Source organism: Luteitalea sp. TBR-22, assembly GCF_016865485.1.
Classification (GTDB): Bacteria; Acidobacteriota; Vicinamibacteria; order Vicinamibacterales; family Vicinamibacteraceae; genus Luteitalea.
This window is the reverse complement of the sequence record NZ_AP024452.1, coordinates 3692572-3710580: the sequence shown is the minus strand read 5'-3', so window position 1 is coordinate 3710580 and position 18009 is coordinate 3692572. Positions and strand designations below refer to the sequence as shown.

Annotated in this window: 20 protein-coding genes; 18 read left to right on the top strand and 2 right to left on the bottom strand. The window is 72.9% G+C overall.

Annotated features, from left to right (window positions below):
- The first annotated feature begins 33 nt into the window (after window positions 1-33).
- From rpsP to TBR22_RS15450, 11 genes are all read left to right on the top strand, one after another.
- Window positions 34-303 carry a 30S ribosomal protein S16 gene (gene rpsP, locus TBR22_RS15500; protein WP_239488751.1) on the top strand — a complete coding sequence of 90 codons (270 nt, stop codon included), beginning with the start codon at window positions 34-36 and terminating at the stop codon, window positions 301-303.
- The gene (locus TBR22_RS15495; RefSeq protein ID WP_239488750.1) at window positions 304-558 is read left to right on the top strand and encodes a KH domain-containing protein; all 255 of its coding nucleotides are present in this window, start codon (window positions 304-306) and stop codon (window positions 556-558) included.
- A gap of 2 nt (window positions 559-560) precedes the next feature.
- Window positions 561-1226: a ribosome maturation factor RimM gene (rimM, locus tag TBR22_RS15490; RefSeq protein WP_239488749.1), complete on the top strand. Its 666-nt coding sequence runs from the start codon at window positions 561-563 to the stop codon at window positions 1224-1226.
- Window positions 1132-1881, top strand: a complete 750-nt coding sequence (gene trmD / locus TBR22_RS15485) for a tRNA (guanosine(37)-N1)-methyltransferase TrmD (RefSeq protein ID WP_370651348.1) — start codon at window positions 1132-1134, stop codon at window positions 1879-1881. The genes rimM and trmD overlap by 95 nt, the downstream gene beginning before the upstream one ends.
- On the top strand, window positions 1881-2240 hold the full coding sequence (gene rplS / locus TBR22_RS15480) for a 50S ribosomal protein L19 (RefSeq protein WP_239488747.1): 360 nt from the start codon (window positions 1881-1883) through the stop codon (window positions 2238-2240). Before trmD ends, rplS begins: the two co-directional genes overlap by 1 nt.
- 121 nt (window positions 2241-2361) lie before the next feature.
- The gene (locus TBR22_RS15475) at window positions 2362-3030 is read left to right on the top strand and encodes a ribonuclease HII (protein ID WP_239488746.1); all 669 of its coding nucleotides are present in this window, start codon (window positions 2362-2364) and stop codon (window positions 3028-3030) included.
- Window positions 3030-6167: a tetratricopeptide repeat protein gene (locus TBR22_RS15470; RefSeq protein WP_239488745.1), complete on the top strand. Its 3138-nt coding sequence runs from the start codon at window positions 3030-3032 to the stop codon at window positions 6165-6167. The genes TBR22_RS15475 and TBR22_RS15470 overlap by 1 nt, the downstream gene beginning before the upstream one ends.
- A gap of 20 nt (window positions 6168-6187) precedes the next feature.
- Window positions 6188-6418 carry a hypothetical protein gene (locus TBR22_RS15465; protein WP_239488744.1) on the top strand — a complete coding sequence of 77 codons (231 nt, stop codon included), beginning with the start codon at window positions 6188-6190 and terminating at the stop codon, window positions 6416-6418.
- Window positions 6419-6421: 3 nt separating this feature from the next.
- On the top strand, window positions 6422-7087 hold the full coding sequence (locus tag TBR22_RS15460; RefSeq protein WP_239488743.1) for a thiamine phosphate synthase: 666 nt from the start codon (window positions 6422-6424) through the stop codon (window positions 7085-7087).
- The gene (locus TBR22_RS15455) at window positions 7084-7902 is read left to right on the top strand and encodes a helix-turn-helix domain-containing protein (RefSeq protein WP_239488742.1); all 819 of its coding nucleotides are present in this window, start codon (window positions 7084-7086) and stop codon (window positions 7900-7902) included. Before TBR22_RS15460 ends, TBR22_RS15455 begins: the two co-directional genes overlap by 4 nt.
- 8 nt (window positions 7903-7910) lie before the next feature.
- Window positions 7911-8759, top strand: coding sequence for a hypothetical protein (locus TBR22_RS15450; RefSeq protein WP_239488741.1), 849 nt, complete (start codon window positions 7911-7913; stop codon window positions 8757-8759).
- A 21-nt stretch (window positions 8760-8780) separates the two neighbouring features.
- On the opposite strand, the gene TBR22_RS15445 is transcribed toward TBR22_RS15450, so the two are convergent.
- Together TBR22_RS15445 and polX are read right to left on the bottom strand one after the other, a co-directional pair.
- Window positions 8781-8999 (bottom strand): hypothetical protein, encoded by a 219-nt coding sequence (locus TBR22_RS15445; protein WP_239488740.1) that lies wholly within the window; start codon window positions 8997-8999, stop codon window positions 8781-8783.
- Window positions 8996-10735, bottom strand: coding sequence for a DNA polymerase/3'-5' exonuclease PolX (polX, locus tag TBR22_RS15440; protein WP_239488739.1), 1740 nt, complete (start codon window positions 10733-10735; stop codon window positions 8996-8998). The genes TBR22_RS15445 and polX overlap by 4 nt, the downstream gene beginning before the upstream one ends.
- A gap of 50 nt (window positions 10736-10785) precedes the next feature.
- On the opposite strand from polX, the gene nagZ reads away from it, so the two are divergent.
- From nagZ to murA, 7 genes are read left to right on the top strand one after another with little or no spacing between them, the layout of a single operon-like run.
- A complete protein-coding gene (gene nagZ / locus TBR22_RS15435) occupies window positions 10786-11880 on the top strand; it encodes a beta-N-acetylhexosaminidase (RefSeq protein ID WP_239488738.1) in 1095 nt (364 codons plus the stop codon).
- Window positions 11880-12818, top strand: a complete 939-nt coding sequence (locus TBR22_RS15430) for an LD-carboxypeptidase (RefSeq protein WP_239488737.1) — start codon at window positions 11880-11882, stop codon at window positions 12816-12818. The genes nagZ and TBR22_RS15430 overlap by 1 nt, the downstream gene beginning before the upstream one ends.
- Window positions 12819-12829: 11 nt before the next feature.
- Complete coding sequence (mpl, locus tag TBR22_RS15425; RefSeq protein WP_239488736.1) at window positions 12830-14230, top strand: UDP-N-acetylmuramate:L-alanyl-gamma-D-glutamyl-meso-diaminopimelate ligase; 1401 nt, start codon at window positions 12830-12832, stop codon at window positions 14228-14230.
- Window positions 14227-14883 carry a 5-oxoprolinase subunit PxpB gene (gene pxpB / locus TBR22_RS15420; protein WP_239488735.1) on the top strand — a complete coding sequence of 219 codons (657 nt, stop codon included), beginning with the start codon at window positions 14227-14229 and terminating at the stop codon, window positions 14881-14883. The genes mpl and pxpB overlap by 4 nt, the downstream gene beginning before the upstream one ends.
- Window positions 14876-15772: a biotin-dependent carboxyltransferase family protein gene (locus TBR22_RS15415; RefSeq protein ID WP_239488734.1), complete on the top strand. Its 897-nt coding sequence runs from the start codon at window positions 14876-14878 to the stop codon at window positions 15770-15772. Before pxpB ends, TBR22_RS15415 begins: the two co-directional genes overlap by 8 nt.
- A complete protein-coding gene (murB, locus tag TBR22_RS15410; protein WP_239488733.1) occupies window positions 15757-16743 on the top strand; it encodes a UDP-N-acetylmuramate dehydrogenase in 987 nt (328 codons plus the stop codon). Before TBR22_RS15415 ends, murB begins: the two co-directional genes overlap by 16 nt.
- Window position 16744: 1 nt before the next feature.
- A complete protein-coding gene (gene murA / locus TBR22_RS15405; protein WP_239488732.1) occupies window positions 16745-17998 on the top strand; it encodes a UDP-N-acetylglucosamine 1-carboxyvinyltransferase in 1254 nt (417 codons plus the stop codon).
- Window positions 17999-18009: the final 11 nt, after the last annotated feature.

Here is an 18009-nt window from a genome sequence, read left to right as displayed (position 1 = left end):
GCGGTCTCCGACCGCGCCGTAATGAGAGAGCACATGGTCACCATTCGGCTGCGCCGCCAGGGCGCCAAGAAGTCCCCGTACTACCGGATCGTCGTCACCGACGCGCGCAATGCGCGCGAGGGCGCGTTCGTCGAGATCCTCGGTCACTACAACCCGCGCCAGGCGCCGGAGACGTTCGTGATCGACCGCGAGCGCCTGAACTACTGGCTCGGTGTCGGCGCGCAGGCGTCCGACTCGGTGCGCACGCTGGTGAAGCGGCACCCGGCCGTCGAGGCCCCGGCCGCCGTCGAAGCGACGGCGTAGATGGGCGACGTACGCGCGCTCGTGGAGGTCGTCGCCCGTGCGCTGGCCGACGACCCTTCGCAGGTGACGGTCACCGAGGCCGAGCATCGTGGCGTGTCGGTGGTCGAGGTGTTCATGGCGCCGGGCGAACTCGGGCGCCTGATCGGGCGGCAGGGCCGCACCGCGCAGGCCCTGCGGACGCTGGCGCAGGCCACCGCCGACCGGGCCGGCCGCAAGGTGCAGGTCGAGTTCCGCGACGGCGCCCCGAACCGCTGACCGTGGGTGATCACGGCGAGGCACCGGGCGTGGCGCAGGGCAGCGCCTGGGAGGACATGATCCTCGTCGGGCGCATCACCCGGCCGCACGGGCTGCGCGGCGAAGTGCTGCTGCAGTCGGAGACGGACTTCCCGGAGCTGCGCTTTGCCGAGGGCGCCACGCTGCATGCGCGGCGTGGCAGCGAGGTGGTGACGGTCGAGATCGATCGATCCCGGTCGCATGCCGGCCGGCCGCTCGTGGGGTTCCGCGGGTACGACACGATCGAGGCCGTCGAGGCGCTGGGGCGCAGCGAGCTGCGGATTCCGGAGGCGGCGCTGGCGCCGCTGCCGGAGGGCGAGTACTACTGGTATCAGTACGTCGGCGCGCCGGTCAGGACCGAGGCGGGCGACGAGGTGGGCCAGGTGATTCGCGTCGAGCCGACCGGCGGGTCCGGGATGCTCGTGGTGCAGCGCGGCGCAGAGGAAGTGCAGGTCCCGCTCACCCCGGCGATGTGCCCGGTGCTGCGTCCGGACCTGATCGTGGTGCGGCCGCCCGAGGGGCTGCTGGACCTCAACACCCCGGGGCCGAAGCGGCGTGCGCATCGACATCGTGACCATCTTTCCCGCCATGGTGCGGGCCGGCCTGCAGGACGGCGTCCTGGGGCGGGGGGTGGCCAGCGGCCTGATTGACCTGCAGGTCCACGACCTGCGGGAGTTCACGACCGACCGCCACAAGGTGGTCGACGACACGCCGTTCGGCGGCGGCCCGGGCATGGTGCTCAAGCCCGAGCCGATCTTCCGGGCGGTGGAGCACCTGCGGGAGACCCGCGGCGCGCCGGATGCGGTGCTGCTGCCCTCGCCGCAGGGGCGCCGCTTCACGCAGGCGGTGGCCGAGGAGTACAGCCGTCGCACGCACCTGGTGTTGCTGTGCGGGCGGTACGAGGGAGTGGACGAGCGGGTGAGCGCGAGCCTGGTGACCGAGGAGGTCTCCATCGGCGACTACGTGCTCTCCGGCGGCGAACTGGCCGCGCTCGTCATCGTCGATGCCGTGGCGCGGTTGGTGCCCGGGGTCGTCGGGGATGCGGAGTCGGTGGTGCGCGACTCCTTCACGCGCGGGTTGCTTGACTACCCGCACTACACGCGGCCGGCGAGTTTCCGCGGCCTGGACGTACCCGCGGTGCTGCTGTCGGGGCACCACGGCGAGATCGACCGCTGGCGACGCCAGCAGGCGCTGCGACGCACGTACGAACGGCGACCGGACCTGCTGGTTGACGAGGCGCTGACCGACGAAGAGCGAACATGGCTGGCCGCCTGGACGGCCAGCGAGAGGAACGGAGCAGACTGATGACCCCCATCGAGACCATCGAAGCCGCCCAGCTCACCGAGCGCCCCGCGGTCAAGTCCGGCGACACCGTCCGCGTGCACGTGAAGGTGCGCGAGGGCGACAAGGAGCGCATCCAGGTCTTCGAGGGCCTCATCATCGGGATGCACCGCGGCAGCACGCGCGCGTCGATCACGGTGCGCAAGGTCTCGTTCGGCCAGGGCGTCGAGCGCATCTTCCCGCTGCACTCGCCGGTGATCGACAAGATCGAGGTCGTGCGCACCGCCAAGGTCCGTCGCGCCAAGCTGTACTTCCTGCGCAGCCTGCGCGGCAAGGCCGCCCGCATGAAGGAAGCGACCCGCAAGGTCACCCCGCAGGCCTAGTCGCGCCCTCGGGCCGCGTTCACGACCCACCGCAACAGGGCCGGACCCGGCGGCGGGTGGGGCAACGGGCCCTGCCGTCCGTGAGGCAGGGCCGGCCCTCCGCCCTTCGCGGCTCCCCGCCATGGCTGCGCGCCGTGCCCTCGGGCGTCCGACCGCCCGCCGCAACCTCGAGAACGCGCTCCGGCGCGCCGGGCACCTGTGCGTGGCCGGCGTCGACGAGGTCGGCCGGGGCTGCCTGGCCGGGCCGGTGACGGCGGCCGCCGTCATCCTCGACCCCGATCGGCCCATCGCGGGCCTGCGTGACTCCAAGCTCCTCAGTCCCGAGGCGCGGGAGCGCTTGCACGACCAGATTCTGGCCCGGGCCATCGCGTGGCGGGTCGTCTCGCGGTCGCCGGCCGACATCGACCGACTCAACATCCACAAGGCGTCGCTGGCCGCCATGCGGGAGGCAGTATTGGGTTTGGCTCCTGCGGCCGATTACGTGCTCGCGGACGGCTTTGCCATCCCCGGGCTCGACGTGCCTCACCAGGGGCTGGTCAAGGGCGACCAGCGGTGCGCCTGCATCGCGGCGGCCTCGATCGTCGCCAAGGTGACGCGCGACCGCCTGATGGTGGCCCTCGACCGTGAGGACCCGCGCTACGGGTACGTCAGGCACAAGGGCTACGCCACGGCGGAGCACCTGGCGGCGATCCGCGTGCACGGGCTGAGCGACGCGCACCGGCGGAGCTTTCGCCCCGCGACCCTGTTCGACCTGTTGATGGACGACGAGTTCGACGAGACCGACGGCTGATGAGCACGCGCGAGGAACTGACCCGTCAGGCCGAGAAGGCGCTGCGCCAGGGCCGGGTCGACGAGGCCATCGCCCACTACCAGGAACTGGCCTACCTCGAGCCGGTGGACTGGGGGCTCGTCAAGCAGTTGGCCGACCTGTTCGAGCGGGCCGGCCAGCGCGAGGCGGCCGCGCGGCAGTTCGCCCGCTGGGGCGATCACCTCTTCGTCGAGGGGTTCCACTCGAAGGCCGCTGCCCTCTACAAGAAGGTGCTCAAGCTCGAACCGGCCGACGAGCACGCCCTCTGGCAACTGGCCGAGGTGTCCCTCGAGCTCAAGCTGAAGGCCGATGCACGCGTCGCGTTCCAGCGCGTCGCCGACCTGCGGCAGCGCCGCGGTGACGCCGCCGGCGCCCTTGCCGCCCGCGAGCGGCTGTCGGCGATCGAGGCCGCCCCGGTGGGCCCGTCGGCCGCGCCGGTCCGCCCGCCCGCCTACGCCGCGCCGCCCGGAGCCCCGCCGTCGTCACCAGGTGCGCCACCTCTGCCGACCGGACCTCAGGCGTTCGTCCGTCCTGCCCGTCCCGGCCTGTGGGCAGGCAGCCCGGGCGCCCCGGACGACAGCGAATCCATCGCACCGCCGCCCGAGACCCAGGAGGCCCGGCTCGCTCGCCTGCGCCGCGACGCCGAGGCCGCCGACGCCTCGCATGCCCCCGACGCCGACCAGCGCTGGCAGGCGGTGCTCGACGCCGACCCCCAGGACGTGGCGGTTCGCCTGCGCCTCGTGCAGGCCGCGATGGATCGCGGCGACCTGCCGACGGCCGAGCGGCTCGGCGAGTCGCTCGACGCGGCCGAGGATCCGGCGCTCACCGCGCTGGTGGAACTGGCGTACCGCCGGGCCCGGCCTGATGCCCTCCAGCGACTCGTCGCGGGGCGCGTGCAGGCGGGGGCGCCGCCCGAGCACGTCCTGGCGCCTTGTATGTCACTGGCGGGTCGCCAGCCCGGCGCGGCGCGCGCCGTCCTGGCGGCGGCGGTCACGGCCTGGACCGCAGCAGGGCAGCCCGGGCACGCGGTGCTCGCCCTGGAGCATGGCGAGTCGCTCGGGCTGCTGACGACTGCGATGCACCTGCAGCGGGTCGAGATCTGCGTCGATGCCGGGTTGCCGGGCCTGTCGCGCGCCCAGCGCGGCCTGGCGCTCGCCTACGTGGCCGAACAGCGGTTCGCCGAGGCACGCGCCGTCGCCGAGGACCTGTTCGTCCGCGAGGCCGGAGAGGAGCCGCACCGCGCGCTGCTGCTCGACATCCTCGACCGCCAGGGCCACCCCGAACCGCATCGCGTGCTGGTGGACCTGCTCACGCCGCCGAGCGACTCGCTTGACGACACCGATGCGATGTTCGCTCCTGCAGCGCCAGTCGAGCCGGTCGCGCCTGCCTTCCCGACGTCGTCTCATCCCGACGATTACGGCTACCTGCCGCCACTGCGCATCCCGGAACCCGAGCAGCCCTCTGCACAGGAGGCGGCCTTTATCGACACCGGGGACTCGTCGATCGCCATGCTCGACGTCGATGCGCTGCTGGCGGCAGACGCTGCCGCGACTGCCGGCGCCACGCCCGCGTCCTGGAGCGACGCGCCAGAGGTGCCTGCCCCGTCGATCGAGACAGATGGGTTCGGAGATGACGGCGGGCTGCCGAGCGACGACGCGAGCATCGAGGCGGATTCGGCGCTCGGGGGCGCGCTGGAGTCGGCCAGCGACGAGCCGCCGCAGCCGTCGGCCGGCGAGCCGAGCCCGATCGAGAGCGTCGAGCTGCAGGATCAGGTAGGCCCGGCCCAGGTTCCCGGCACTGCCGCTGCTGCCGGTGCCATGTTCGACTGGGCCTCGATTCTCGGGCGCGACGTCGACAGTGCTGCAATCGCGCCGCCTCCGGCGGCCGCGCCACCCCCCATGCCCCTTGTCGCCGCTCCCGCGCCGCCGGTCGAGGACGAGGTGCCTCCGGTCGTGGCGCCGCCCGCGCCGGCCGAACTGCGGGCGCCTGTCGCGCCGCCGGCCCCACTCGAGCCGCCTGCGCCACGGGCTGTGGACACGTCGCCATTTGCCCGGCTGAGCGAACTGCAGCCGGCTCTCGACGACGATGCTCCGCTGCAACCGTCGTTTGCGATGCCCTCGACGTGGCTGTCCGATTCGACCGGCCCGCAGGCGCGGCCGCGCGAACGCAACCCCGAGGACGACTACCTGTTCGCCGAGGAACTCCCGGCCCGATGGGAGCGCTCGCGGCTCGGGATTCCCTCGCCGGCTCTCGCCAAGGACTCGCAGCCCGAGGCACAGCGCGATGCGGCCAGCGATCGGCCGGGTGGACCGGACGAGCCATCCGGTGGCGTGGTACCGGTCGTCGTGGACCCCATGGGTTCGACCGGCGCGGGTGGTGCCGCGGGCGACGAGGTGATGTCCGAGACGTCAGGCCGCCCTGGGCCGACCGACGAGCCGTCCGACGAGCCCGCTGCTGACGCGACGCCGGTGGTCGAGGAGGAGGTGGACCTCACGCAACTCCTCGAGGAACTGCGCCAGTTCGACACCGTGCTGCCCGACCCGGCACCGCGGCCGAGCCCCGATGCCGTGGTCACGCAGGGGGCGCTGCCCGTGCCAGCCCCGGAGCGCGTGTCCCCGCTGGCCGAGGAGGCGCATCACGACGAGCCGTTGCTGCCGGAACCGTCGCCCCCCTCGCCCCACGAGGGGATGACGGAACTCGACGCCGTCTTCGACGATCTGCAGCGCCATGCCGACGATCGCAGCGTTGCCGAGCAGCAGGTCGCGGCCGGACGGGTCTTCCTCGCGGCGGGCCTCGCCTCCGAGGCAGCGCGGGCGTTCGAGCGGGCCTCGCTCGAGCCGAGGTCGCGCTTTGCGGCCTCCCTGGCGCTGGCCGAGCTGCACCGGTCGCGCGGCCAGTTGCAGGAGGCCGTCTCGTGGTACGAGCAGGCCGCCATGGCGCCGGTGCCCGATGCTGCGGTCAAGCGCCCGGTGCTGTACGATCTGGCCGAGTCGCTCGAGGCGATCGGTGAGACCGACCGCGCCGTGGGCGTGTTGCTGGACCTGCTGTCCCAGGTCGAGGACTATCGTGATGCGCGCGCGCGGCTCGATCGGCTGCTGCGCGTCGATGCCGGAGGCTAGTCGTTTCCCTGTTCAGTCGCGTGCTGCTGGCCCTGTACCTCCTCGAGGCGGGTCTGCTGCTGATCCTGGCGCCGTGGACGCAGTTCTGGGACCGCAATTACTTCGCGGCCCTGGCGCCGTCGGTGGCGTCGTGGCTGACGCATCCGTACGTGCGCGGGGCGGTGTCTGGCGTCGGCATCGTCAGCGTGGCGGGCGCGCTGATCGAGATCGGCATGATGCTGTCGCGCGGCGCGGCGACGCCGCGCGCGTGAGCCATGTGGGCGCCGCGTACGCTGGCGATTACGCATCGGCCGCGCCTCGGGGGCCGTGGTCCCGACGACGAGCAGCGTCGCCTCGTCCGGTTCGCGGCGGCGATGGCTGCAGCGGGTGTCGACGCGGTGCAGGTGCGCGCGCATGACTGGCAGGACGCGCGACTGTTGTCGGGCGCGCGTCAGGCGGTTGCGGCGCTGCAGGGCTCGGCCTGTCGCCTGCTCGTGAACGAGCGGGCGCACGTGGCCCTCGCGGCCGGCGCGCACGGCGTCCACCTGCGCAGCACGGGCGTCGCCGCGCGTCGCTTGCGGTGCGTGGTGCCGCGAGGCTGGATCATCGGGCGGTCGGTGCACGCCAGTGATGCGGCCACCGAGGTCGACGAGGCGGACTACGCCCTGTTCGGCACGGTGTTCCCGTCGGGGTCGAAACCGTCGGGCGCGCCGGTGGCGGGCGTCGATGCGCTGGCCGCCTGGGCCGCGCGGACTCGCGTGCCCGTCGTGGCCGTCGGCGGCGTCAGCCTCGCGCGTTGCCCGACGGCGCGAGCCGCCGGGGCGAGGGGAGTGGCAGGCATCGAGGTGTTCGCCGACGCCTGGGAGCGGGGCGGGGACGCGCTGGCGGCGCTGGTCCGGGAGGTTCACGCGGTGTTTCAAGACGGGGAGCGCGCACAGTGACGGTCGGCGAGCGGTTGCGGGAGGCGCGGGAGCGCCAGAAGGTCACGCTGCACGCGATTGCAGAGAAGACCAACATCTCGGTGCGCTTCCTCGATGCCATCGAGAAGAACCAGTACGACAAGCTGCCCGGCGGCATCTTCACGCGCGGCTTCATCCGCTCGTACGCGTCGCTGGTGGGCCTGGACCCGGATGCGGCCGTCGCGCAGTTCCTGGCCGACGAACCGGGCCAACGCGACGAGCCGATCGACGAGGTCGTGTCGGTCGAGTCCGACGGCGTCGGCGTCGGCAGGATCCTGCTCGGCGGCCTGGCCGCCATCGCGCTCGCGCTCGTCCTGGCCTACCTGTTCAAGCCCGAGTGGCTCGGTCTGCGTGCGGCGGGCGCGTCGCCGCAGGACGCCGCGGCCCCCGCCGTCACGCCGGCCGCCGCCGCGCCGGAGCCGCTGACGTCCGGGCCGGCGCCGATCGCCACCGAGCCGGCCGCGCCGGCGCCCGCCGCCACGACGACGCTGGCCGTGGCGCCGGAAGCCACACCGGCGCCGGAAGCGCCCAAGGCGCCCCTGCGCCTCGTGGTCACCCCGAAGGGGCGCTGCTGGGTGCAGGTGTCGGCCGACGGCACCGTGCGGGTGGCGCGCGAGATCGCCAGCGGCGAGTCGGTGACCGTCGACGCGAGCGAGCGCCTGCAGATCGTCGTCGGCGACGCCGGCAGCTTCGCCTACGAACTGAACGGCCGACCGGGCAAGGCGCTCGGCGCCGCCGGTCGGGTGGCGCGCGCCACGATCCTGCCGTCGACGGCCACGCAGTTCCAGGAACCCTAGGGCGGCGCGTGTTCCTCGGGGTCGCCTCACCCCTCGTCGAGGTCTTCCTCAAGGATGGCGTGCCGCGCGACGTGCGGACGCTGGCCGCCCGCGGCCTCGCGACCACCGACGCGCTCGACCGACTGGCCCTGCTCGCCCTGCTCACGAGCGATCCCGACCCCGACGTCGCGGCGCTGGCCTCGGCCACCATCGACGCGCTACCCGCCCACGCCGTCGACGACTTCTTCACGCGCGCCGACCCGCCGGCGCCGCTGCGTGCGTGGTTCCTCGCCCGGCGCGGTCCCGCGCCGGCGCCGCCGCCCACGCCCGGGTACGAGGCCCCGCCGCCCGTGCCCGACGCGGCGGCGTCAGAGGGAATCCACCTGTCGGCGTCCAGCGAGGCCGACGCCGGAGTCGAGGCCGACGACGCGATCCTGGAGGGCGAGTTCCCCGACGACGAGGAGGAAGTCCACCAGTTGCTGACCTCGCTGCCGGTGCCGGAGAAGATCAAGCTGGCAACGCTGGGACGGCGCGAGCAGCGGGCGATTCTCGTCCGGGATCCGAACCGGATCGTCGCGTCGGCGGTGCTCGCGAGCCCGAAGCTCACCGACACGGAAGTGGAGAACTTCGCGCGCATGCAGAACGTGTCCGACGAGGTGCTCCGCATCATCGGCACGAGCCGGAACTGGACGAAGAACTACACCGTCGTGGCGGCGCTCGTGAAGAACCCGCGCACGCCGACCGCCGTGTCGCTGCCGCTGCTGATGCGGCTGGTCGAACGCGACATCAAGGGCCTTTCGGTCGACCGCAACGTGCCCGAGAGCGTGCGCATCGCGGCACGCAAGCAACTGGCGGTGATGCAGTCGCGGAAGGAGTGACTGACGTTTGACGTGTGACGTCTAACGTTTGACGTTCTTCTTCTTGCCGCCGCCGGCCGGGCGGCCGGGACTCCATTCGCGGCGCATCTCGGCGATGCCCTCCATGAACACGGCGGCCTTCTCGCGGTCTTCCTCGGCCGTCAACTGCTTGAAGAGGTCGATCGCCGCGACGAAGTCGTCCTGGATCGTGGCCTGCGTCGCGTTGAAATAGAGCGCGCGCAGTTGCTCGAGGGCGGTCATGGCTGGCTCCGGTGTCGGCGCAGCGAGGCGCGGAGGGCGTCCAACGGCAGGCAGGTCAGCACGTCCTCGGGCGTGAGCCACGCCCGGCGTGCGGTGAAGGTGGCCCAGTGCAGGTGCTCGAACCCGCCCACGCCGTGCGCGTCGCTCGAAAGCACGATCCTGACGCCCCGGTCGCGCGCCAGCCGGGCGTGCGCGTCGTGCAGGTCGCGCCGGTGGGGCTGTCCGTTGATCTCGAGCGCCACGCCGAGCCGCGCGGCGGCCGCGATCACCGCCTCCACGTCGAGGGCCGACGCCTCGCGCCGCAGGAGCATGCGCCCGGTCGGATGGCCGAGGACGTCCACCCACGGGCACTCGAGCGCGCGCAGGACGCGCTCGGTCATGCGGGCAGGTTCCTGCGTGAGAGCCGAGTGCACCGAGGCCACGACGACGTCGAGCTGCGCGAGGCAGTCCTCGGCGAGGTCCATCGTGCCGTCCGGGCGGATGTCGCACTCGATGCCGGCCAGCAGGGTGATGCCGTCGAGCTCGTCGTTCAGCGCGCGGATCTCGGCGGCGTGCGCCAGGGCGCGTCGCTCGTCGAGGCCGTTGGCCATCGCCAGCGCCTGGCTGTGATCGGTGATGGCCAGGTAGGACAGGCCCGCGTCCCGCGCCGCGAGCGCCATGGCGCGGATGGTGTCCTTGCCGTCGGTGGCGGTGGTGTGGCAGTGCAGGTCGCCCCGCAGGTCGGCCCGCTCGACGAGCCCCGGCAAGCGGCCCTCGCGCGCCGCGTCGAACTCGCCGCGCTGCTCGCGCAGTTCCGGCGCGATCCACGGCAGGCCGAGCGCCTCGTAGATGCCGGCTTCGGTGTCGCCCGCGACCCGCGTGTCGTCCTCGAGGCGGAAGAGCCCGTACTCGTTCAGCTTGAGGCCCCTGCGCACGGCGCGATCGCGCAGTTCGATGTTGTGGGCCTTGCTGCCCGTGAAGTACTGCAGCGCGGCGCCGCGCGACTCGGCAGGCACCACCCGCAGGTCGGCTTGCAGGCCCTTGCCGAGGCGGACACTGCTCTTGGTCGGCCCCTGCCCGAGCACCCGTTCGACGCGCGCGAACGCGACGAAGTGATCCATCACCTCGGGCGGTGCGTCGGTGGCGAGCACGTCGAGGTCGCCACAGGTCTCGGCCCCCCGACGAAGGCTGCCGACGAGGTCGAACGTCGCGCCGGGGCAGGCCGCACGCAGGTGCGCCAGCAGCGCCGCCGCCTGTTGCCAGACCTCGGAGGCCAGGTAGCGTCCGGCGAAGGCCTGGTGATCCTCGATGGCCTTGCGCAGCGCCGCTTCCTTGCCGGGCCCCATGCCCTTGACGGCTCGCACCGCGCCAGAGGCGAGGGCCTGCTTCAGGTCGTCCACCGACCCGACGCCGATCTCCTTGTAGAGCAGCGCAGCCGTCTTCGGGCCGACGCCCTGCAGGCGCAGCACGTCGAGGAGACCGGCGGGAAACTCGGCGGCGAGTTCCCGGTGGTACGTCGAGCCGCCCGTCTCGACCAGTTCGCTGATGCGGGCCGCGATGTCCTTGCCGATGCCGGGCAGGGCGCGCAGGTCGGCCGGTGCGAGACCAGCGACCCGCTCGCCGGTGTCGCGCACGACCTGCGACGCGTTGCGATACGCGCGGACCTTGAAGGGGTTCTCGCCCTTGATCTCGAGCAGGTCGCCGATCTCGGCGAGGACGCGGGCGATGGCGACGTTTTCCACGGCAGGTCGAGGCACGGGAGGGCGCGTCCCGGACGCAGGATCCCGGCCATTATAATGACGGCGTCATGAGCCGCGAGCGACGCCGCGAGGTCGGCCAGCTGATGTTCGCCGGGTTCCGCGGGCACTCGATCCCCGTCGAACTCCGATCGCTGGCCCGCGAGTTCGACATCGGCGGCGTCGTCCTCTTCGCCCGCAACGTGGCCGAGCCGGCACAGGTCGCCGAGCTGGCGCGCGAGGCGCAGGAGCTGTCCACCTCGGGCCCGGTCTGGGTCGCCATCGACCAGGAGGGCGGGCGTGTGCAGCGCGTCAAGGCGCCACTCACGATCTGGCCGCCGCCCGCGACGCTCGGCCGCGCCGACGACGTCGATCTGACGCGCCGCTTCGGTCGCGCCCTCGCACGGGAACTGCGCGCGATGGGCATCACGTTCGACTTCGCGCCGGTGCTCGACGTACTGACGCGCAAGGACAACCCGGCGATCGGTGACCGCGCGATCTCCGACGACGCGGCGCGCGTGGCGCGCCACGGGGTCGCGTTCATCGAGGCCCTGCAGCGCGAAGGGCTGCCGTCGTGCGCCAAGCACTTCCCGGGGCACGGTGAGGCCTCGGTGGACTCGCACGAGGACCTGCCGATCGTCGACCTGCCGCCCGACCGCCTCGAGCACGTCGAGTGGGTGCCGTTCCGCGCCGCCTTCGAGGCCGGCGTCGCGGCGGTCATGTCGTGCCACCTGTTGGTGCCGAGCCTCGACGAGCAGAACCCGGCGACGTTGTCGCGCGAGGTGATCACCGGGCGCCTGCGTGGCCAACTCGGGTTCGGCGGCCTCGTGCTGACCGACGACATGGACATGAAGGCGATCTCGTTGCGCATGGAACCGGGCGAGGCGGCCGCGCGCGCGGTGGTTGCCGGTTGCGATGGCGTCCTGCAGTGCGGTGGCGATCACGACCGCGTGGCCGCTGCGCTCGAGGGCCTCGTGCGCGCCGTCGAGGACGAGTCCATCACCTTCACGCGCCTCGACGACGCACTCGGGCGGCACAAGGCCCTGAAGGCGCGGTACCTCTCGGAGGAGGCGCGTCGCCGTGCCCCCGCCGCGCCGACCCTGCGCGAGGTGATCGGCTCGGCCGAGCACGCACTGGTGGCCGAGCAGATGCGGCACTTCGCGTGATGCCGACGCGGCCCTTCCTGCGGCCACGGGCCCTGCGTCGGGGCGACCGGATCGCGTTGCTGGCCCTGGCGAGTCGGCCCCGCACGCAAGACGTGGCGGCGGGAGCCGAAGAGTTGCGCCGCCTGGGCTTCGAACCGGTGCTCTCCAGTCTGCCGCAGGGGGGCGCGCCCTACGTGGCCGGATCGGCCGTCGAGCGCGCGTCGGCGTTGCGCGCGCACCTGCACGACTCCCGGATCGCTGCGGTGATGGCGCTGCGCGGCGGCTATGGATCCGCGCAGGTGCTGCCTCACCTCGACCTGGCCGACGTCCGGGCCGCGCGCAAGCTGATCATCGGCTACAGCGACATCACGTCCTTGCTCGACACGTTCACGGGGCACGCCGGACTGGTGACCGTCCACGGGCCGATGCTCGAGGGGCGGCTTGCGCTCGGGCCCACCGCGTACGACCGCGACGGTTTCCTCCGCGTCGTCACGCAGCCCGAGCCGTTCGGCGCCGTTGCGGCCGACGGCGCCCACGTCGTGCGACCAGGTGCGGCGTGCGGCATCCTGCGAGGCGGAACCCTGACGCAGATCGCGGCGCTGCTCGGGACACCATGGGCGTGGTCCGCCGCCGAGGACACGCTGCTCTTCCTCGACGACGTCAACGAGCGTCCGTATCGGCTGGACCGGATGCTCTGGCAGCTTCGGCATGCGGGCGTGCTCGATCACGTCCGGGGCGTCATCGTCAACGAGTTGCCCGGCTGCGACGAGCCGGGCGGAACGGTCACGGCGGTGGACGCCGTGCGCGAGGCGCTCACGGACTTCGACGGCCCGGTCGTTGCGGGCATCCGCAGCGGGCACACGGCCGGCGCCATGCTGACGCTGCCGTTCGGCGTGCAAGCGACACTCGAGGCCCGGGACGAGCCGCGGCTGGTCATCGACGAGCCGGCCGTCACGTAAGGGGAACTGACGTGCACATCCACCTGATCGGCGTGGCGGGCACCGCGATGGCGACGCTCGCGGCGATGCTGCAGCGGCGCGGCCACCGCGTGACCGGCTCGGATGCCGGCGTGTACCCGCCGATGAGCGACTTCCTGCGCGCCGAGGCCATCGAGGTCCACGAGGGATACGCCGCCGAGCACGTCGATCCCTCGGCCGACCTCGTGGTGGTGGGCAACGCGATCTCGCGCGGCAACCCCGAGCTCGAGGCGGTGCTCGCGCGCCGGCAGCGCTACTGCTCGCTGCCCGAGCGCATCCGCGACGAGTTCCTCTGGGAGCGTCATCCCATCGTCGTCAGCGGCACGCACGGCAAGACCACCACGACGAGCCTGGTAGCCTGGGTCCTCACCCACGCCGGGCTCGATCCGTCGCTGCTGGTGGGCGGCATCGCCGCGAACTTCGAGGCCAGCTACAGGCTCGGGCACGGCCGCGACTTCGTGATCGAGGGCGACGAGTACGACAGCGCGTTCTTCGACAAGACCGCCAAGTTCCTCAAGTACGTGCCGCACACGGTCATCGTCAACAACGTCGAGTTCGATCACGCCGACATCTACGCCGATCTCGAGGCCATCGTCACCGCGTTCACGCGGTTGCTGCGCCTGGTGCCGTCGAACGGTCGCGTCCTGCTCGGCGCCGACGACCCGGTGGCCGCGTCGCTGCGCCGCTCGGCATACGGGCAGGTGGAGACCTTCGGGCTGACGGCCGGCGCCGACTGGCAGGCGCGCGCGCTGCGGCCGTCGGCAACGGCGACCACCTTCGAGGTGGTCAGGCGCGGTGAGGTGCTGGGCGATGCGACCGTGCCGATGACCGGCGAGCACAACGTGCGCAACGCGCTCGCGGCGCTCGCCGTCGCCGCGACGCGAGGCGTGCCGTTCGCGCTGGCTGCCGAGGGGATGTCGCGGTTCGCCGGCGTCAAGCGTCGGATGGAACTGCGGGGCACGGCGCGCGGTGTCTCGGTGTACGACGACTTCGCTCACCACCCGACGGCGATTGCCGAGACGCTGCGGGGCGTGCGGCGCGCCCATCCCGGCGCGCGCATCTGGGCCGTCTTCGAGCCGCGGTCGGCATCGAGTTGTCGACGTGTGTTCCAGGACGCCTTCGCCGGGGCCTTCGGCGATGCCGACGAGGTGGTGATTGCCTCGGCCTACCGCACGAACCTGCCGCCCGAGGAACGACTGTCGGTGCCCGGACTGGTGGACGCCCTGCTCGCCTCAGGCCGGCGGGCTCGCCACATCGACGGCACCGCGCACATCATCGCGACCGTCGCGCAGGAGGCCCGCGAGGGCGACCTCGTGGTGGTCATGTCCAACGGCGGCTTCGACGACATCCACGCGCGGCTGCTCGAGGCGCTTGGCGCCGGGCCTCAGGGGTGAGCGAGCACTGGCAACTGGCGTTCGTCGGTGACAGCGCGCTGGCGGTGCGCGTGCTCGACGAGTCGCCCCTCGACGCCAACGCGCGCGTGCACGTGCTGGCCGACGCGGTGCGGGCCGCCGCGATCGTCGGTGTGCGGGACGTGGTGCCCGGCATGCGCGACCTCGTGGTGCACCTCGACCCCCGCCGATGTGACGTCGGCCTGGTCGAGCGCGCCCTGGCGCGTGCTGCCACGTCGGCCATCCCGACCTCGACCCCGTCGGCGACCAGTGAGTTCGTGGTGACCTTCGGCGGCGCGGCCGGGCCCGACCTCGACGACGTCGCCCGCGCATGCGGGCTGCCCGCGGCCGATGTCGTGCGCCGGCTCACGCGTGCGGATCTGGTGGTGCACTTCGTGGGCTTCCTGCCCGGGTTCCCGTACCTCGGGCCGCTCGATGCCGGGCTGCGTCTTCCGCGTCGACAGACCCCGCGAGCGTGCGTGCCGGCTGGCTCGGTGGCGATCGCGGGCGAGTACGTCGGCATCTATCCGTGGGAAAGTCCGGGGGGATGGCACCTGGTCGGCCGGACCGACGGTGCCCTCTTCGATCCGGCGCGCGTCCCGCCGGCGGTCCTTGCGCCCGGGATGCGCGTGCGCCTCGTCGACGCCGATGCCTGACGCGCTGCAACTGACGCGCGCCGGCCTGCACACCACCCTGCAGGACGAGGGGCGCTGGGGCCTGCAGCACCTCGGGGTGCCCGTGGGAGGGGCACTCGACCTGCCGGCGCTGCATCGCGCCAATGCGCTGGTCGGCAACGCGGCCGGCGAGGCAGCGCTCGAGATCACGCTGGTCGGCGGCACGTACCGCGCCGTCGGTCCGCTGCAGGCGGCCGTCACCGGCGCGCCGTTCGCCCTCACCGTCGACGGGCGAGCCGTGCCGATGGAGACGCGGTTCGGGATCGCCGATGGCGGTGTGCTGGCGTTCGGCGCGCGGCGTGCCGGCGCGCGCGCCTACCTGGCCGTGCGCGGCGGCTTCGACGTGCCGCTCGTGCTCGGGAGTCGCAGCGCCTGGCCCCTGCTGCCACGCCGGGGCGCGCTGGCCGATGGCTCGCGACTCGCGGTCGCGTCGCGCATGATTGGCGCGCCGCGTTCCGACGTGGCGCCTTCGCCGGCGCCGTCTCCGGTGCTCCGCGTCCTCCCGGGACCCGACGTCGAGCATGCCTCCCACGCCTACGCTGCCCTCTGCGCCGGTACCTACCGCGTCGCCTCGTCGGCCACACGGATGGCCTGCCCGCTCGAAGGGCCGCCGGTCGCGCTCGCGATGCCGCAGCGTTCGTCGTCGGGCACCGTGACCGGAGCCGTGCAGGTGCTGCCGTCGGGGGCGCCCGTGCTCCTGCTGGCCGAGCGGCAGACCACGGGCGGGTATCCGGTCGTCGCCGTGGTGATCACCGCCGACCTGCCGCATGTCGCCCAGCGTGCTCCCGGCGACGAGGTCCGCTTCGCGCCGACCACGCGTGCCGAGGCGATGCGGGCCCTTCTGGCCATGGAACCATGGAGGTGGACGTGACGCGAGAGCAGCGGGCCGCGGTGGTGGCCGCCCTGCGGAAGTCCCTGACGGCCGGGCAGGTAGAGGTCGACGTACCATTGGCGCGTCTCACGACGATGCGGGTGGGTGGTCCGGCGGAGGTACTGGTGACGGTGGCTACCGCCGCCGACGCGGTGGCTACGGCGGCGATTGCACGCGCCCACGATCTTCCGATCACCGTGCTGGGTGGGGGCTCCAACGTGCTGGTGGCCGACCGCGGCGCGCGCGGCATCGTGTTGCGCATGCACGGCGGGGAGGTGCGGGCCGAGGGCGACGATGGCGTGCGCGCGGATGCGGGCGTGACGATCAACGGCCTGGTCCGGTGGATGGTCGGCCGCGGGCTCGCTGGCCTCGAGTCGTGGGCGGGCACGCCCGGCACGGTCGGGGGCGCCATCTGCGGCAACGCCCATTTCCAGGGCCGCCTGATCAGCGAGCACGTGCGGGAGGTCCGCCTGCTGCAGCCGTCGGGCGCGGTCGTCGACGTGCCGGCGGCCGACATGGCCTTCGGGTACGACCGCAGCCGACTGCAGCATTCCGGCGAGGTCGCGCTGTCGGTGGTGTTCGACGTCGCGCCCGGCGCCGCCCCGGAGCAGTTGCGGCTCGTGGCGCGCGAGTCGCTGGCGTTCAGGAAGCGCACCCAGCCCCTGCACCAGGCCAGCGCGGGCTGCATCTTCCAGAACCCGGGGCCGGAGGCGCCGGTGCCCGACGGGGTGCCCCGGTCGGCGGGAGCGTTGATCGACAAGGCGGGCCTCAAGGGCGAGCAGGCCGGTGGGGCGCAGGTCTCGCCGCTTCACGCCAACTTCATCGTCGCCCGGCCCGGCGCGACGGCCGCCGACATCCGCGGCCTCGTGGAGCGCTGCCGCGACGCCGTGCACGCCGGCACCGGCGTCAGGCTCGAGGAAGAGATCGTGTACCTCGGCGACTGGGCCGATTCATCGGAAAGGCATCGCTGACATGTCCGTGCTGCGCATAGAGGGTGGACGACCGCTCGAGGGCATCGTCACGGTGGAGGGCAACAAGAACGCGGCGCTGCCGCTGATCGTCGCATCGTTGCTGACGACCGAGCCGGTCACGCTGCACAACGTGCCGCGCATCGGCGACGTCGAGGTGCTTCTCGACCTGCTCGAGGGACTGGGCAGCACGGTCGAGGGCCGCGGCACCGGCACGCTGGTGCTGCGCGGCCCCGAGCGGCCGGGCACCGAGCCCGACCCGCGCCTGGTCGGTCGCGTCCGTGCGTCCGTGTTGCTGCTCGGCCCGCTGCTGGCGCGCCGGGGACGCGTACAACTGGCGCCCCCGGGCGGAGATTTCCCGTCGCGCCGGACGATTGCCACGCACGAGCAGGCGCTCGCCGCGCTGGGCGCCCGTCGCGTGGGCGGCGGGGCGCACGCCTTCGAGGCGCCCGACGGCCTGGTCGGGGCCTCGTTTTACATGGACGAGGCGTCGGTCACGGCCACCGAACTGGCGCTGCTGGCGGCGGCGACCGCCACGGGCACGAGCGACATCCGCCACGTCGCGACGGAGCCACACGTGGTCGAGTTGTGCCAGTTGCTCATCGCCATGGGCGCGCAGATCGAGGGCGCAGGCACCTCGCGGCTGAGGATCCATGGCGTGTCGAGGTTGCACGGCGCCGTCCACACGCTGCGCGGCGACTACATCGAGGCCGGGACATGGGCCGTGGTCGGCGCGGTGACGCGCGGCAGCCTCGACGTGCGCGGCGCCGAGGCCGAGGACATGGAGCCGATCGTGTCCGTGCTCAGGCGGATGCAGGTGCCCTGCACCGTCGACGGCGGTCGCGTCCAGGTCAGGCCGGGGCGGTGCGTGGGCATGGGCCGCCTGGTCACCGGCCTGTGGCCTGCATTCCCGAGCGACATGGTCAGCCTGTTCACGGTGCTGGCCACGCAGGCCGAGGGCCGCACACTGATTCACGACTGGATGTACGAACTGCGCCTGTTCGCGCTCGAGCAACTGAGCGGCATGCGAGCCGACATCTTCCTGTGCGACTCGCACCGGATGGTGGTGACCGGACCGACACCCTTGCGCGGACGACAACTCGACACGCGTGATCTGCGATCCGGGATGGCGCTGATTGCCGCCGGGTTGGCGGCCGAAGGCGAGAGCGTGGTCGGCCCGCTCGAAACCGTCGAACGCGGCTACGCGCAGGTCGTCGAGCGACTCGCCGCGCTCGGCGCGCAGGTCGCGCGTGAGTGACGCCGAACGCC